The following is a 15049-nucleotide window of genomic DNA, read 5'->3' as shown; positions in this document are numbered from 1 at the left end:
GAGTTTTAAGGAATTTTCCGCTTAAAGCCTGATGATGCGATTGCAGAGGACATATAAAAATACCCGTTATCTGCAATCCTGTAACTTTCTTTCAGCAAATCCTGCATGTATTGCTCAGACATAATGAATGCATCCTTCAGATGATAGCCATGCACAAGGAAAGAAATGAGTAATGAGGAAAATGTACATCCTGTGCCGTGAACTTCCCTGTCTATCCGTTTTTTCTGCCATGTCGTAAACTCGTTGCCGTCATAGAGGAGATCAATAGGTTCGCCTTCAAGGTGCCCCCCTTTTATGACAACGGATTTTGGGCCCATGTTCAGGATTTTCTCTGCACATGCCTTCATGTCGTTGAGACATTCGATCTTTGTTCCCGTGATGAGGTGTACTTCGTCGATATTGGGGGTAATAACGGTTGTCAGGGGAAGCATTGAATCGACGAGTTTTTTCAGCCCTCTGTCCGTGATGAGGCGGGTGTTGTTTTTTGCAGATATGACGGGATCAAGGACAACGGGAATAAATACCCCCTCGCCCTCCTTTTCCCCGCTTCGCGAGGACAGGTATAAAGGGGGGAATTGGGGGGGATTATTTTCAATTATTGCCTTGATGAATTCCGATAGGACTTCAACATGTGCCTCGTCCCACATAACGCCAATTTTTACGCCATCTATCCTTGCCCCACTTGTTACTGCTTCGAGCATGTACGAGAACTGGTCAGGCGGAATGGGGTAAATACCTGTAACCCCCTTTGGACCCTGATTCACGATGCAGGTTGGCACAGAAATGCCGTGTATTCCGAGGGAGAAGAACACATCAAGGTCTTTTGTGATGCCTGCCCCGGACGAGGGGTCAAAGCCTGCTATGGTGAGGATATTCTTCACGGATAATACCTTTTTGAGAAGTTAGAATATATCATATTTTCCAGGTGAGAGGTAACAAAAAGCACCTTCGACATATGTGTCGAGCAATGCAATCCACTTCGACATTCATTGCCTCAACGACACAAAGGCGTTTTATCCCTGTACAATAAATTATTAACAATTACAGTAAATTACGATTAATTAGAGGCAGATGATATTGTGGCACAGGTATTGCTCTATAATAGGGCAGTAAATAAAATTTTTTAACAGGAGGATAAAATGAAAAAACGGTATGCAGGAATTATGGTGGTGCTCTTTGTGGCATTTGCAGCAACGGTTTTTGCTTACGGGCCGAAAGGCGCAGGCTTTGGTTGTGGTGGTCCGGGTATGGGAATGGGTTATGGCGCAGGCATGTACGCAAACCTGAATCTTACCCAGGAGCAGCAGGATAAGATGTGGCAGGCACGGGAAAAATTCAGAAATGATACTTCAGCGGCCCGGTATGAGATGTTTAAAAAGAGAGCGGAATTGAAGAACCTCTATGCCGATCCGAATTCGAGTGATGCTGCAATCCTTGCAAAGCAGAAAGAGATGAATGCATTAAAGCAGACCATGCAGGACAAGATGGTTCAGTTTAAGCTTGCCCAGAGAAAGATACTTACCCCTGAACAGATCAAGAAAATCGGTGAATCAGGCTATGGTCCCGGTATGGGTAAGGGTATGGGCAGAGGTATGGGCCCGGGCGCCGGTACAGGTGCCGGTCCCTGTGTGCAGTAACTGAGGTATTACACATGTTCAACGTTCAAGGTTCAACGTTCAAGGTTCATAAAATAAGTAAGGGCCTTTATTCAAAACGTCGGACTTTGAACGATTTTATTGTAAGGTTAATTGAGGGGAGATTTAAGATGAAAAAAAATAATGTATTTATCTTGATGATTGTTGTAGGATTTTTTACCTTCTCCTGTGCTTCCATTGAGGGTATGAGCGATACTTCGAAAGGCGCTGCTGTGGGCGCCGGGCTTGGCGCAATTGCCGGCCAGGTTATTGGAAACAACACAGCAGGAACCCTCATCGGTGCAGCTGGCGGTGCTCTTGGCGGTGCTATCGTGGGACATGAGATGGATTACCAGAAACAGAAGAACGTACAAAACGCCCAGCAACAACGTACTTATGCTGCACCGGAAAATGTTCAGCAGCCACCGGGTCAATGGGTCGATGTCCAGGGCCAGTGGATTGGCGGGAAATGGGTTCCATCACATAAGGTATGGGTGCCGGTAAATCCATGAGATATATAGTTGCCCTTCTCCTCTTCCTCCTTTTTGTGCCCCCTCTCTTTGCACAGGATTCATATGCTGACTTCGAGAGGGGGCTTCAGCTTACTGATTCCCAGAAGATGAAGGTGAAAGAGATAAAGGAGAAATATATAAATGATTGGCGTTCAACGAAGCAGGAAGCCGTCAGAAAAAGGCTGGAATTGAAAGAGCTTTCCAGGAACCAGCCGGGCAATACGGAAAGGATTGAAAAGCTCCAGAACGAGATTTCAGATATTGAAAGAACGCGGGAAAACCTCTATAACCAGTACAGGGGAGAAGTATCAAGAACACTGAACAATGAACAAAGGGAAAAATATAATAACTTTTGCACTTCAGAGAGGCGCAGGATGATGCGTCCACTGGGAATGAGAGGGTATGGGAGATAAAAAGACTTATATATTCCCATCCCTGCTATTCGTCATTTTTTTTGTCCTCATTGCTATAACCGGATTTGTTCAGTTCAGGGTTATCCAGAAAAACATAGAAGCATTACTGAAGAGCGAAGCCGAGATAATCGTCAATCACATCAGAAGAGAAATAGACGTAAATCTCGAATACCTGAGTCTTCTCGACGTATCACCCTCTATCATCACCCCGAATTTCCTCAATGTTCTGGTGTACGATGAAGAAATTATCGAAGACCTTTATGCCTTTTTTAAGACCGCATCAATAGACGCAATCCAGAAAATCCCCGTTGCAAATATTGTGGTATTGGACCACGGAGGTGCGGTGGTGCTGAAAAAAGGTACCATGCAAATCCAACCTTCATATATAAAAAGGCTTATGTCCGGAAAAGAAGAAGTATTTGTGAAAATGCCCAATGGGACTAATAAATCTCTCTTGATGGGTATCAAGGTATCGGAACGTTTTGTGTTTTTCTGGCTGGATGAAAAAGAACTGGAAACCCTCAGAACAAGACATATCGTAAAAGAGATACTTGACAGGGAGGAAAAAAGACTCAATATTGCCGGTATAAATATCTATGATGAAAAAGGAGTGCAATATGCGTCATCACTTGAAGGGGAAGCTTCTGCGTCGCGTTTTGTCCTCAATAAGCCCCTTGAATCGAGGTTTCTCCCCGGGTTTTCTGTGGAAGTTCTCCTTTCAAAAGACCTCGCAAAGGATATCTTACGGAGGACGACAGTTAACTTTATCTTTATCCTGGTGTTTCTCGTTGTATCGGGCGCCCTCAGCACTTACATCATATTTTACCTGGAAAGGCGTTATTCTGAGCGGATGAGGACGATGGAAAAGGAGTTGGCCCTGAAGGAACGGCTTGTATCGCTGGGTAAACTTGCTTCGGGCATGGCACATGAAATTCGGAACCCGCTGAATGCCGTGAGTATGTCTGTACAGCGGCTCAAGCGAGAATTTACCCCGGAGGGGGGAAAGAAGCAGGAATATGACAGGTTTATCGATATTATGAGAGACGAGCTTTCCCGGATTAACAGAATTGTTGAGGAATTTCTCCTTTCAACGAAGTCGCAGGCGCCATTCCTGAATGAGAATCTTTATGCTATAGTTGATGAAGTACTGATCATTATCAGGGAGAAGGCGAGTACGAGCGGAGTCGAATTAATCAATGATATTGACCGGGGAATTTTTATGGAGACTCAAAAAGAGAGACTGAAGCAGGCCTTTTATAATATAGTTTTAAACGGGATAGAGTCCATTCATAACGGCGGGTATATAGAAGTGTCAACTAAAACAGCCGGAGACATGGTCGAAATTTCTATAAAAGACACGGGCCAAGGTATTAAGGAAGAGGACACGGGGAAAATATTTGAGTATTATTATACAACCAAGGACAAGGGCATGGGACTCGGGTTGCCCATTTCATACATGATTATCAGGGACCATGGCGGCGATATAAAGGTAACGAGCGGGACAGGGAAGGGGACGACCTTCTGCTTAACCCTACCGGTTAAGCAGAAGGTAGAGCGTAGAGAAATTAAGAATTAAAAATGTAGAATGTAGAATTAAAAGCCGTTATAATTCTTAATTCTTAACTTTTCATTTTCATTTAGCTAATCGCTAACCGCCATGAGCTAAATCGCAGAGGTATTAATAATGGAACATGCCAACATTTTAATTGTCGAAGATGAGGATGTACAGAGGTCACTTCTTGAGGATCTTCTCAGGAAGGAGGGCTTCGGTGCGGCCGGGGCCGGAAATGGCGCAGATGCACTTCTGGTATTCAAAGAACGACCCATTGACATTGTGCTGCTTGACTTTAAGCTTCCCGATACCGACGGGCTGACGCTCCTTAAGCAGTTCAAAGGGATGAACCCGGAAGCTGAAATAATAATGATTACAGCCTACGGGAGTATTGAAAATGCTGTAGATGCGCTCAAATCAGGCGCATCAGAATATCTGACAAAACCCATTGATCTTGAAGACCTTCTGTTCAGGATCAAAAAAATCGAAGAAAAGAGGCACCTTGTTCATGAGAATAAGGTGCTAAAGGAAGTGCTTCAGGGCAGGCTTAAAACGGCAAATTTTATCTATATCAGCGACAAGATGAATGAAGTCGTAAGCCTTATCGTGCGGATTGCAAAAACCGACTCTACTTGCGTTATTGAGGGGGAGAGTGGTGTAGGCAAGGAACTCGTTGTAGACCTCATTCACGAACTAAGTGAGCGAAAGGACCAGCCGCTTGTGAAGGTCAACTGTGCAGCCATCCCGGACAACCTCCTCGAGAGTGAACTCTTCGGATATGAAAAAGGTGCATTTACCGGCGCATTCCAGAGAAAGATCGGTAAGTTTGAGCTGGCGAACAAGGGGACGCTTTTCCTTGATGAAATAGGCGATATGCCACTCCTGTTGCAATCGAAGCTGCTCAGGGTGATTCAGGCGAGAGAGGTGGAAAGGCTGGGAGGACTGCATCCAATCGGAATAGATGTACGAATCATTACAGCCACAAACAGGAACCTCGAAGAAGAGGTAAAGAAAGGCACATTCCGGGATGACCTTTATTACAGGCTTAATGTGGTGACAATCCGTATCCCCCCTTTACAGGAGAGGCGGGAAGACATACCGGTTTTCATGGATTTCTTCCTGAAGCGTTATAACGACAGGCACAGAAAGATAATAAAGGGGTTCACAAATGAGGCAAGAGACATCCTTATTAAGAACGATTATCCGGGAAATGTGCGTCAGCTTGAAAATATTATAGAAAGGGCTGTGGTGCTCACCAGGGGTGAATATATATCGAAAGAGGACCTGCCTTTCTTCTCTGCAGCGGATCAAGCCCCTGCTGGAGAGGGTATAAAAGATGTGGTTGAGTCCATGGAAAAGAAGATGATAATGGAGGCCCTCATCAAGGCAGACTGTGTACAGACAAAGGCAGCATCTGCGATCGGCATCAGCGAGCGTATGCTGCGCTATAAAATAAAGAAATATGGCATAAAAGCTCATAGCTAACAACTATGAGCTTTTATGCCATATAGCGAATCACTTTAAACTATTCATATTTATACATCGTTGTGATATAAATAACATATGCCACATGATCAATATGCCCTTTTGGTTTCGGGAGAGAAGGGCGGTAACATTATCCTCTCCATCTCAGGCAGTGCGTCGCTGGATACTATAAGCCTGATGCTGCCTGAGATAAAAACGCTTCTTGAAGAGAAGCACCCTTCGAAACTTACCACTGATCTTGGAAACGTTGAGTACCTGGATAGCGCAGGTGCGCTGTTGCTCATCCAGTTGGAAAATGAAGCAAAAAGAAAGTCCATACCATTCGCATACCTGAATATGTCCGATAAGGTGAAGGGGATAATGACCCTCCTTGACCGGGACGCACTCAGTACAAACCCTATCATACCGGAAAAAAGGACAATAGGATTTTTTGAGCGGATAGGTGAGGCAAGCATCGGTTTTTATGATGACATTTTAGAGGTTATTTCCTTTGGTGGAGAGCTTACTTTAGAAATCATATATTCTCTGTTCCATCTCCGCTCGGTGAGGTGGACCGATGTGATCGTCTACATGAAAAAGGTGGGTGTGGACGGGCTTCCGATCGTTGGACTCATCACCTTTTTGTTGGGTCTCATCCTTGCATTCATGTCTTCATTGCAGCTTAAACAATTTGGTGCAAATATATATGTTCCATCGCTTTTGAGCCTGGCCATGGTAAGGGAGTTGGGCCCGATCATGGCAGCGATTCTTGTGGCAGGCCGTTCCGGTTCAGCCTTTGCAGCAGAGATTGGCACCATGAAGGTAAACGAGGAAGTGGATGCATTAATTACAATGGGGTTTAATCCTATCAGATTTCTTGCAATACCAAAAGTCTTTGCTGCGATTATGGTCGTTCCTCTCCTCACGTTATTTGCCGACCTTTTTGCTATTATCGGCGGATTAGCGATAGGTGTCTTTTTTCTCGACTTAACGGTGTACACCTACGTCCAGCAGTCAATAAAGGCGATAACCATATTTAACATTGTGACAAGCATGATAAAATCGGTAGTCCTTGCAATACTCATCGCAGGGATTGGATGTCAGAGGGGGTTCATGGTAAGGGGTGGTGCGCAGGATGTGGGTAACGCAACGACCTCGGCTGTAGTGGCAGCCCTGTTCCTCATTATAGTTGTTGATTCGATTTTTGCGATCTTGTTGAATTATATATGAATAACTCCGAACCCCGAACCATGTCCACGAATGCTTCTATCGGGGAACCGAACTCCGAAACCGGTGCGTTAAGCACTGACCCGATAATCGTTGTTGAGAACCTTACGGCCCGTTTTGGGGATGACACTGTCCTTGAGAACGTGAGTTTTGAAGTATACAGGGGCGAAATTTTTATCATTCTCGGCGGGAGCGGGTGCGGGAAATCGACACTCCTGAAGCACATGATCGGGTTGTATGAGCTTGCCTCGGGCAGGGTAACTATTAACGGTATTGATATTACGAGCGCAGATGATGACGAGATGGGAAAACTGAGGAGAGGTATGGGGATGCTTTTTCAATCGAGCGCACTTTTTGGCTCAATGACATTATACGAAAATGTGGCGCTTCCTCTCATGGAATTTACCCGTCTCCCTTCAAAAATCATCGATCCTATAGTAAAAACTAAGCTCGGCATGGTGGGCCTCTCAGGGTATGAAAACCACCTTCCCTCTGAATTATCCGGTGGTATGAAGAAGAGGGCAGGCATTGCGAGGGCTATAGCGCTGGATCCTACGGTGCTCTTTTTTGATGAACCCTCGGCAGGCCTTGACCCTGTAACATCTGCTGAACTTGACATGCTTATAAGAAACCTCAACAAAGGCATCGGTACTACAATGGTCATAGTGACCCATGAGCTTGAGTCAATTTTTAATGTTGCCCATAGAATAATTATGCTCGATAAGAGTAAAAAGGGTATAATAGCAGAAGGCGATCCCCGGGAATTAAAAGAGCATTCGGAGAATCCCCGGGTAACCAACTTTTTTAACAGGAAGGCAACACATTAACAGACGCAAAAAGGAAATATAAATGTCCAGAAAAAAGCCGTTGTTTACTGTCGGCCTGTTCGTGGTAATAGGCACCTTAATCGGAGTAGGTATCGTCATCTGGATAGGCGCCTCCAAATATTTTCAAAAAGGCGATACGTTTGTTACCTATTTCGAAGAATCTGTTCAGGGGTTACAGGTGGATTCAAGGGTAAAATATCAGGGTGTTGATGTGGGGTGGGTTACAAAGATCGGCCTGGCACCGGACAACAGGCTCGTGGAAGTAACGATGAAGATGAATTTACAGGGTGATATGTCTAACACTATTGTGGCAAGACTTGAAATGGCAGGTATAACCGGCCTTGTCTTTGTGGGACTCGAACAGATGAAACCTTCTTATGCAAAACTCACACCAAAAATACATTTTCCCACAAACGATCCCGTCATACCGTCCATTCCGTCAGATATGCAGAAAATTTTTTCAGGTATATATAGTGTAGTTGAGAAGGCAAACCAGATTGATTTTAAGGGCATATCAGATCAGATAAAATCTACGACAAAAACAATCGAAACCTTTATAGGCGATTCTAAAATGAAGGGCATGGTAGCAAGTTTAGCAAATGCGGCAGCCAACCTCGAAAACATGTCGAATAAAATAAACACAATGCTGGAAAAGGAAGGTGTGGTTGAGGATATGCTCAAGGATGCACGGGATGTTATTGCCGGTGCAAAAAAGGTTGTTGAGAATGTAAATAAGGAGATTAGCGCCTTAAATATTGCAGATACAGCGGATAAGGCAAACCGTCTCGTGGATCATGCGGCAAGGAGGACCCAGGTTGTAGCTACTGAAATTCAAATAACGAGCGAGAATTTGAGACGAGCATCGGAGACCCTTGAAAACCTGTTGAACAGACTCAACGCTGACCCGTCTGATATTATTTTCAGCGAACCGCCGACAGGGAAATGACGGGGAGAAACCTGAGAGACTGAACAAACCAGGGAAACAGAATGGGGGATAGGATGAAAAGGGGAAAAACCGTTAACTTTGTAAAAATGAGCTTTATCATCGTGATCGTATTTATTGCTGCCGGTTGTTTTGGACGATCGAAGGCGCCTCATCTCGTTGAGCAGTACTCTCTGGAATATACCCCGCCCACTGTTGAGTCCCTTGGCCGCATGTGCGAACCGATAAAAGTTGAGCGATTCTCTGTGTACCAATCATTCAATTCCCAGGCAATGTTATACAGGGCGCAGCCATATAAACTTGCTGCTTACAATTATAACCGCTGGAGGGTAAACCCCGGCGATATGGTGACTGATTACCTGATCCGCGATTTGAGGGCGGCGAATGTTTTTCCGGTGGTTTTTTCATATCGTGACATAGAGGGTACAAGGTTTATTATTGAGGGTGGTGTCGAGGAATTTTTGGAGATGATGGCACAGGATAACCGGAAGGCAGTTCTTAAGACAAATGTGTCATTTATCGATGGAAGCCAGAAGGAACTCACCAAAAGGGTAGTATTTCAAAAGCGTTATCATTTTGAGGAATCCCTTAAAGAACATTCACCTGATGAGTTTGCCCGCGGTATGAGTGTGAATATGCTCCACTTCTCCGAACAGTTAATAAAGGATATTCATGGAGTTGCCGGAAAGAATTAATAACGCCATTGTGTCCTTTCCCGATACGTTAAAAAATGTTATAAAACATGCAGAATATACGTCAAGTTTTTCAGAGGCAGGAGACGGAAAACAACATGAACGAGAGAGATTCTTTGATTGACCTGTTGATACATGATCTTACAGGGCCTTTATCGATAGCATCTACAAGCATTAACAACCTTCTAAATAAAGAAGACAGATACGGTCCATTAAATGACCGTCAGCGGAAGGCCCTCAATATGATTTTACGGAATGCGAATAAGGCACAGTCCTTTCTCCATGAGATGATAGAGGTTTACCGCTCTGAAGAGGGGTTGTTCAGGAAGGAACAGTGTTCGATTCCATATATCCTCAGGGATTCGCTTTCTGAGGCCATGGAGATCATTGACCCGGGTATGGTAGAAAAATTATCTTCAGTAGACCTTTATGAGGATTTTTTTGAACTTCTTAAGGATAACGGGGTTTTTATACATATTGAAGGAAAATACAGTGCATCCCCATTTATCCATGACCAGAAAAAGCTTCAGCAGATCATCCGGAATCTCATTACAAATGCGTTGAAATATCGCAGGCAGCGTGTCAATATATCCATCAGCGGTGATGAAGATCTTGTTGTAATGGTTGAAGATGATGGGTCCGGTATACCACCGGAGAAACAGGATTATATTTTTAAGCGGTTCCTCTGTGCGAAAGACAAACCAAAAGGCGATGAAAGGGGGCTTGGTTTCGGTCTTTCCTGTGTGAAAACCCTCATTGATACGATTAATGGCAAGATTACCCTGACAAGCGGGGAAGGAAAGGGGACATGTTTTACAGTCCGGATTCCGCCCCTTCAAATTTAAAAATATAAAGGAGGAGAGCGTCATGAAGGAGTCTATTTTAGACGGAAAAAAGATTTTAGCAGTGGATGATGAACCTGATGTTTTGACAGTCTTAGAAGAAGAGATAATTGAGGCCTGTCCAAAGTGTACCTTTGACAAGGCTACCACATATGAGAGTGCAGTAAAGAAGCTGGAATCCAGTAACTACGATGTGGTAATACTCGATATTATGGGGGTACGTGGTTTTGACCTCCTGGAACTTGCTGTGAAGAAGGGCATGAAGGTTGCCATGCTTACTGCCCATGCATTAAGCGCTGAAGCCCTGAAACGCTCACATGAAATGGGTGCACGGGCATACCTCCCCAAGGAAAAGCTTGGCGAAATCGTCCCGTTCCTTGAAGATGTGCTCAATTACGAGTTCGAGTCCGGCTGGAAACTGCTTTTTGAAAAATTGCACGGGTTCTTCACCGAAAAATTCGAGTCAGATTGGGAAAAGAAAACAGGTTTGAACTGGAAAGAATGGGGAAAACCTTCAGCGATATAATGTCGTCCGACGTATAAACTTTCAGTAGGCCTTCAGCAGTCTGTATACGGGGTGGGGTCGGGGATACCTGCTTCTCTGAACCCCTTTTTTCTCAGAAAACAGCTATCACATAAACCGCAGGCCCTGCCGTCCGGTGAAGGGTCGTAGCAGCTATGGGTAAGGCTGTAGTTTACGCCGAGTTCTGTACCCTTGCGGATAATCTCTGACTTTGTCATGTTGATGAGCGGTGTGTGGATGGTGATTTTTATCTTGCCTTCCACGGCTGCTTTAATGGAAAGATTTGCCATGGCCTCAAAGGCGCTTATATATTGAGGGCGGCAATCAGGATATCCGGAATAATCGACCGCAGTGACACCGATGAACAGGTCCGGCGCATTCAGCACCTCTGCCCATGCGAGCGCGTAGGAGAGAAAAATTGTATTGCGTGCAGGTACATAGGTCACGGGGATGGTTTTTTCGATTTCTTCTGCCACCCTTCCTTTTGGTACTTTTATAGAGTCTGTAAGCGCTGAGCCTCCGATTCTCCTTAAATTGATGTCCATGACAAGGTGTTTCTCTGCCCCCATTATTGCAGCAATTCTGCTGGCCGATTCAAGTTCAATACGATGTCTCTGGCCGTAATCGAAGCTAAGGCTGTAAATTGAATAACCTTGCTGTTTTGCAATAGCCATGGCAGTGGTGGAGTCAATACCCCCGCTGCAGAGAACGATAGCCTTTTTCATGAATATTACTCCATAATGAGGAAAGGGTTAAACCGCGTGGTGTGATCGTATACGTCGATCCCTTCACGACGTTTGAGGAAGGTTACGATCCGGTAAGTCAGGGGTGTGAGTATTGCCTCATAGGCTGATTTTACGAGCCACTGTGTAATGATTGCATTCGCAAGGGCGTTGGGAGGGATTACCCCGATGAAGGCTATGAGCATAAAGACGAATGAATCAAGCCCCTGTCCCACCAGAGTGGAACCTATGGTGCGTGCCCATAAGAACCTTCCTTTGGTTGCCACTTTCATTTTTGCAAGGACAAAGGAATTGGCAAATTCGCCTGCAAGATATGCTGCAAATGAAGCCACCAGCAAGCGGGGAGTATACCCCAATATGCGCTCGTAAGCTGGTTGTCCATCCCAGAATGATGCTGCAGGGAGTATCTGCCCAAGCCAAATTGCGATGACCGTCATGAGGTTGCAGAAAAACCCGAGCCAGATGACGGAGCGGGCCCTGCGGTAGCCGTACACTTCGGTCAGCACATCGCCAAATATATAACTTAGAGGGAATATTATAATGCCGGCAGGAACAATCAGCCCGAATATACTGATTAATTTTACGGCGGTAATATTCGATGTGATGAGGCATGTTGTGAACAGGGCAACGATGCATACAAACCAGGGGGTGTATTTTGCGTTATTGGTTGGCTGGTCGCTCATGAGTATTTAACTTAGCGCAATATAGGCGGTAATTCAAATGTAAATTCCATTACCTCTCATGAAACATTTCAAAATAGGCGATGACTATTTCCTTACAATTGAATGCACAAGGGGATTGAATAACCTCTGCAAGGGTGAGGAATTCACCTTTCTGGCCCTCCCTGACAGTGAGGTCCTGGATTGTGATACCGGCATCTCTCTTCCTGAACATATAGATGTCATAGCCATCAAAAGGAAAATTGCTGAAATATTCAGGGTTTCGCAGTTCATAATTTAATTCTTCTTTAATCTCCCGCCTGATTGCCTCTTCGGACGTCTCGCCTTCTTCTATCTGCCCTCCAAACGTTCCCCAGCAACCGGGATAAGGGAGGCCAGGCTTATTGTCCCGCAATTGAAGCAGGATTTTTCCTTCACTATTTTCCAGAATCAACCCGCACTGTGGTCTTTCTTTGTTCATAAAGCTAATATCTTCTCTTCCATAGCTAATAGCTAACTTCCAGATACGATTCCGGGTTCTTGCTCATGCACCGCATTACAATTTCTTCATCAAAACCCATATCAATAAGCCGATGTGCTGATTCCGTGACAGTCATGACGCCGCCACGGAGGGTGGCTGCAGGATCGGGAAAAACAGTGTTGACCTCAAACCGGTTATGAGTGGAGGGTGAAGGTTCGGGAGTGTCTTTCACGGAGTCAGAGATGAGGATTATTTTGTCAGGATTTTTAATGGCAAATATTATTCTTATCATTTCAGAATGGAGGTGGAACGGATCGGCAATAAGTTCTATAAAGACATCCCGGTTGGACAAACCAAATCCAGCAATGCCTGGTTCGCGGTGATGGATACTGCGCATGGCATTGAAAATGTGTGTTATGCTCTTTGCCCCTCTATTGAATCCCTCTTCTGCCTCATTAAACGTGGCATCGGAATGGCCCATGCCGACATTGATCCCCATGCCCCTTGCCTGTTTTATAAGTTTTAACGAACCCTCCAACTCAGGGGCAATGGTAATGATTTTTACCATGTCCTCGAAGCCTTCAGTGAGCTCTTTCAGCACGGCTTCATCCGGCCTCAGAAATGATGAGACATCAAGTGCTCCGCAGCGGGATGGGTTCAGAAAAGGACCCTCAAGGTGGACGCCAAAAATAAGGGAAGGCAGTGTTGAGTTTTGAGTGTTGAGTTTTGAGTTGTCCGCTCCCTGCCGTTCCATCGCTTTCTTGACTGCTGCCATATTTTCCCGCATCACATGAACCGGTGCGGAATAGATGGTAGGAATAATCACATCGACACCATGAATACCATGGATTTCAGCCATTTTCAGAATAGCTTCTGAAGTGCTGTCCCCGGTATCATAGCCGCCGATGCCGTGGGTATGGATATCAACAATTTTCATGTATAACCTTAATAATAACAGAAAAGAGGAGAGCGCGAAAGTCTTTCTGCTAAGTGAAGTGTTGGTGCTTAGTCCTTAGTGCATACTGCTTAGTGTATATTGTATATTCTCCCTTTGACATGACACACGATATTTTGCTAAATTGCCTTTATGACTAACCATAGAAACGAAAAATCCAGCATCAGAAAACCCATTACCACTGTCAGCCGGGCCGGTAAAATCACCCCCTTTTATGTGATGGAACTCCTTGAAAAGGCAAAAGAACTTGAGAGGAAGGGCGAACATGTTGTCCACATGGAAGTGGGAGAGCCTGATTTTGCAACCCCTCTCAACGTAAAAGAAGAGGCAATCAGAGCAATCCGGGAAAACCGGACATTCTACACCCACAGCCTTGGAATACCCGAACTGAGGGAGGCAATATCAGAATATTATGCAAAAACAGACAAGGTGAACGTGCCCCCCGAGAGGATTATTATTACAAACGGGGCATCGGGCGCATTTTTGCTGCTGTCAGCAATCCTGCTTGACAGTGTGAGAACGCTGGCAGTTTCAGACCCCGGCTACCCCTGTTATAAAAACTTTGCACTTGTCGTTGGTTCAAAAATACTTCCCATACCCATCACCGAAGAAACCTTCTTCGAGGTTACGATTGATCACCTTCGAGGTTTAAAGAAGCTGCCCCATGTCCTTCTCATTTCGACCCCTTCAAACCCTACAGGAAACATATACAGGGAAGAAACAATGGCCAATCTCTACCAATATATTGCCTCAAAAGGTAAAATCCTCATTGTTGATGAACTGTATAACGGACTTTATTATAAAGAAAGACCGAAAACAGCGCTCACCATCTCGGATGACATAGTAGTAATCAACGGCTTCTCCAAGACTCACGCTATGACAGGGTGGAGGCTCGGGTGGATGGTGGTACCCCCTGAGCTCGTGAGGTCCGTACAGAAGGTTGCCCAGAACGTGTTTATATCAGCTCCGTCTATATCTCAGTATGCAGCCCTGCAGGCCTTCCATGTTGAAGATGACCTGGAAAAGATGAGAAGGACCTATCAGGAAAGGCGGGACTTTATGCTTCCGAGGCTCAAGGATATGGGTTTTCACATTCCAATAGACCCTGAAGGAGCCTTCTATGTCTATGCCGGTATAGGAAAATGGGGCATAGACAGCATGGAATTTGTAGAGAGGGCATTGATGGAGTCAAAGGTTGCCTTAACGCCTGGTTATGACTTCGGATTCTACAAAGCCGGTTCTCATGTCCGTTTTTCCTATGCAAACAGCCTGGATATGCTAAAACTCGGATGCGAGCGATTAGATGCTTGGCTCAACACCCTGAAATGAAAACCGTTCTATTACAGGGGCTTGTACCTGTCCCCGTAAGGGGGTCGCCCCCTCCGGTAGCCAAGCCCCACCCGCAAGCAGGTACCCGGCCTCCCCCTCTCGTTCGTGAACTCGCCAAGTAAAGCATATTATGCCTGTGCGTGTCCACCGCAGACAGGTGCCGCAACCCAGGCCACAGGCAGAGTAAGGGGTACAGTGTGGACAGCCTTATGAGCGAGTTGGTGGCTTACGAACGGAGGCCAGAAGACATATC

17 protein-coding genes are annotated in these 15049 nt (G+C 45.3%); 12 read left to right on the top strand and 5 right to left on the bottom strand.

The features are described from left to right. Positions 1–5: 5 nt before the first annotated feature. The gene (locus NTX75_06195; protein ID MCX5815821.1) at positions 6–881 is read right to left on the bottom strand and encodes a hydroxymethylpyrimidine/phosphomethylpyrimidine kinase; all 876 of its coding nucleotides are present in this window, start codon (positions 879–881) and stop codon (positions 6–8) included. Between the two features lie 258 nt (positions 882–1139). Here NTX75_06195 and NTX75_06190 point away from each other — a divergent pair, with 258 nt between their 5' ends. The 11 genes from NTX75_06190 (at position 1140) to NTX75_06140 (ending at position 10632) form a co-directional block, all read left to right on the top strand. Next, entirely contained in the window at positions 1140–1637 is a 498-nt protein-coding gene (locus NTX75_06190) for a periplasmic heavy metal sensor (protein MCX5815820.1), read from the top strand. Positions 1638–1765: 128 nt separating this feature from the next. Next, the gene (locus tag NTX75_06185; protein ID MCX5815819.1) at positions 1766–2146 is read left to right on the top strand and encodes a glycine zipper domain-containing protein; all 381 of its coding nucleotides are present in this window, start codon (positions 1766–1768) and stop codon (positions 2144–2146) included. Then, entirely contained in the window at positions 2143–2559 is a 417-nt protein-coding gene (locus NTX75_06180; GenBank protein MCX5815818.1) for a Spy/CpxP family protein refolding chaperone, read from the top strand. The genes NTX75_06185 and NTX75_06180 overlap by 4 nt, the downstream gene beginning before the upstream one ends. Continuing rightward, the gene (locus NTX75_06175; GenBank protein ID MCX5815817.1) at positions 2549–4135 is read left to right on the top strand and encodes an ATP-binding protein; all 1587 of its coding nucleotides are present in this window, start codon (positions 2549–2551) and stop codon (positions 4133–4135) included. The genes NTX75_06180 and NTX75_06175 overlap by 11 nt, the downstream gene beginning before the upstream one ends. Positions 4136–4243: 108 nt before the next feature. Next, positions 4244–5596, top strand: coding sequence for a sigma-54 dependent transcriptional regulator (locus NTX75_06170; GenBank protein ID MCX5815816.1), 1353 nt, complete (start codon positions 4244–4246; stop codon positions 5594–5596). Positions 5597–5674: 78 nt separating this feature from the next. Continuing rightward, the gene (locus NTX75_06165) at positions 5675–6805 is read left to right on the top strand and encodes an MlaE family lipid ABC transporter permease subunit (GenBank protein MCX5815815.1); all 1131 of its coding nucleotides are present in this window, start codon (positions 5675–5677) and stop codon (positions 6803–6805) included. Positions 6806–6825: 20 nt separating this feature from the next. Beyond that, entirely contained in the window at positions 6826–7629 is an 804-nt protein-coding gene (locus NTX75_06160) for an ATP-binding cassette domain-containing protein (GenBank protein MCX5815814.1), read from the top strand. Between the two features lie 22 nt (positions 7630–7651). After that, a complete protein-coding gene (locus tag NTX75_06155) occupies positions 7652–8575 on the top strand; it encodes an MlaD family protein (protein MCX5815813.1) in 924 nt (307 codons plus the stop codon). A 53-nt stretch (positions 8576–8628) separates the two neighbouring features. Further along, a complete protein-coding gene (locus tag NTX75_06150; protein ID MCX5815812.1) occupies positions 8629–9267 on the top strand; it encodes an ABC-type transport auxiliary lipoprotein family protein in 639 nt (212 codons plus the stop codon). A gap of 95 nt (positions 9268–9362) precedes the next feature. Next, a complete protein-coding gene (locus NTX75_06145; GenBank protein MCX5815811.1) occupies positions 9363–10109 on the top strand; it encodes a HAMP domain-containing sensor histidine kinase in 747 nt (248 codons plus the stop codon). Positions 10110–10131: 22 nt separating this feature from the next. Further along, positions 10132–10632: a response regulator gene (locus NTX75_06140; protein MCX5815810.1), complete on the top strand. Its 501-nt coding sequence runs from the start codon at positions 10132–10134 to the stop codon at positions 10630–10632. A gap of 32 nt (positions 10633–10664) precedes the next feature. Here the strand turns inward: NTX75_06140 and queC are convergent, their stop codons facing one another. The 4 genes from queC to NTX75_06120 are packed head-to-tail and all read right to left on the bottom strand — an operon-like array spanning position 10665 to position 13449. After that, on the bottom strand, positions 10665–11354 hold the full coding sequence (gene queC, locus NTX75_06135; GenBank protein MCX5815809.1) for a 7-cyano-7-deazaguanine synthase QueC: 690 nt from the start codon (positions 11352–11354) through the stop codon (positions 10665–10667). Positions 11355–11359: 5 nt separating this feature from the next. Beyond that, positions 11360–12055 carry a queuosine precursor transporter gene (locus tag NTX75_06130; protein MCX5815808.1) on the bottom strand — a complete coding sequence of 232 codons (696 nt, stop codon included), beginning with the start codon at positions 12053–12055 and terminating at the stop codon, positions 11360–11362. Positions 12056–12104: 49 nt separating this feature from the next. Then, positions 12105–12512 (bottom strand): NUDIX domain-containing protein, encoded by a 408-nt coding sequence (locus NTX75_06125; protein MCX5815807.1) that lies wholly within the window; start codon positions 12510–12512, stop codon positions 12105–12107. A gap of 25 nt (positions 12513–12537) precedes the next feature. Next, on the bottom strand, positions 12538–13449 hold the full coding sequence (locus NTX75_06120; protein MCX5815806.1) for a hypothetical protein: 912 nt from the start codon (positions 13447–13449) through the stop codon (positions 12538–12540). Between the two features lie 150 nt (positions 13450–13599). Between NTX75_06120 and NTX75_06115 the strand changes: the two genes are divergently transcribed. Beyond that, a complete protein-coding gene (locus NTX75_06115; protein MCX5815805.1) occupies positions 13600–14796 on the top strand; it encodes an aminotransferase class I/II-fold pyridoxal phosphate-dependent enzyme in 1197 nt (398 codons plus the stop codon). Positions 14797–15049: the final 253 nt, after the last annotated feature.

This window comes from Pseudomonadota bacterium (assembly GCA_026388315.1).
In the GTDB taxonomy this organism is placed as follows: domain Bacteria; phylum Desulfobacterota; class Syntrophorhabdia; order Syntrophorhabdales; family Syntrophorhabdaceae; genus MWEV01.
This window is presented reverse-complemented; position numbering and strand designations above follow the sequence as displayed.

Excerpts from the sequence above, each read along its gene's own strand:
- NTX75_06170 (MCX5815816.1), top strand. The coding sequence starts at position 4,244 with ATGGAACATGCCAACATTTTAATTGTCGAAGATGAGGATGTACAGAGG.
- NTX75_06140 (MCX5815810.1), top strand. The coding sequence starts at position 10,132 with ATGAAGGAGTCTATTTTAGACGGAAAAAAGATTTTAGCAGTGGATGAT.
- NTX75_06180 (MCX5815818.1), top strand. The coding sequence starts at position 2,143 with ATGAGATATATAGTTGCCCTTCTCCTCTTCCTCCTTTTTGTGCCCCCT.
- NTX75_06185 (MCX5815819.1), top strand. The coding sequence starts at position 1,766 with ATGAAAAAAAATAATGTATTTATCTTGATGATTGTTGTAGGATTTTTT.
- NTX75_06190 (MCX5815820.1), top strand. The coding sequence starts at position 1,140 with ATGAAAAAACGGTATGCAGGAATTATGGTGGTGCTCTTTGTGGCATTT.
- NTX75_06115 (MCX5815805.1), top strand. The coding sequence starts at position 13,600 with ATGACTAACCATAGAAACGAAAAATCCAGCATCAGAAAACCCATTACC.
- NTX75_06145 (MCX5815811.1), top strand. The coding sequence starts at position 9,363 with ATGAACGAGAGAGATTCTTTGATTGACCTGTTGATACATGATCTTACA.
- queC (MCX5815809.1), bottom strand. The coding sequence starts at position 11,354 with ATGAAAAAGGCTATCGTTCTCTGCAGCGGGGGTATTGACTCCACCACT.
- NTX75_06130 (MCX5815808.1), bottom strand. The coding sequence starts at position 12,055 with ATGAGCGACCAGCCAACCAATAACGCAAAATACACCCCCTGGTTTGTA.
- NTX75_06155 (MCX5815813.1), top strand. The coding sequence starts at position 7,652 with ATGTCCAGAAAAAAGCCGTTGTTTACTGTCGGCCTGTTCGTGGTAATA.
- NTX75_06175 (MCX5815817.1), top strand. The coding sequence starts at position 2,549 with ATGGGAGATAAAAAGACTTATATATTCCCATCCCTGCTATTCGTCATT.
- NTX75_06125 (MCX5815807.1), bottom strand. The coding sequence starts at position 12,512 with ATGAACAAAGAAAGACCACAGTGCGGGTTGATTCTGGAAAATAGTGAA.
- NTX75_06160 (MCX5815814.1), top strand. The coding sequence starts at position 6,826 with ATGTCCACGAATGCTTCTATCGGGGAACCGAACTCCGAAACCGGTGCG.
- NTX75_06120 (MCX5815806.1), bottom strand. The coding sequence starts at position 13,449 with ATGAAAATTGTTGATATCCATACCCACGGCATCGGCGGCTATGATACC.
- NTX75_06165 (MCX5815815.1), top strand. The coding sequence starts at position 5,675 with ATGCCACATGATCAATATGCCCTTTTGGTTTCGGGAGAGAAGGGCGGT.
- NTX75_06150 (MCX5815812.1), top strand. The coding sequence starts at position 8,629 with ATGAAAAGGGGAAAAACCGTTAACTTTGTAAAAATGAGCTTTATCATC.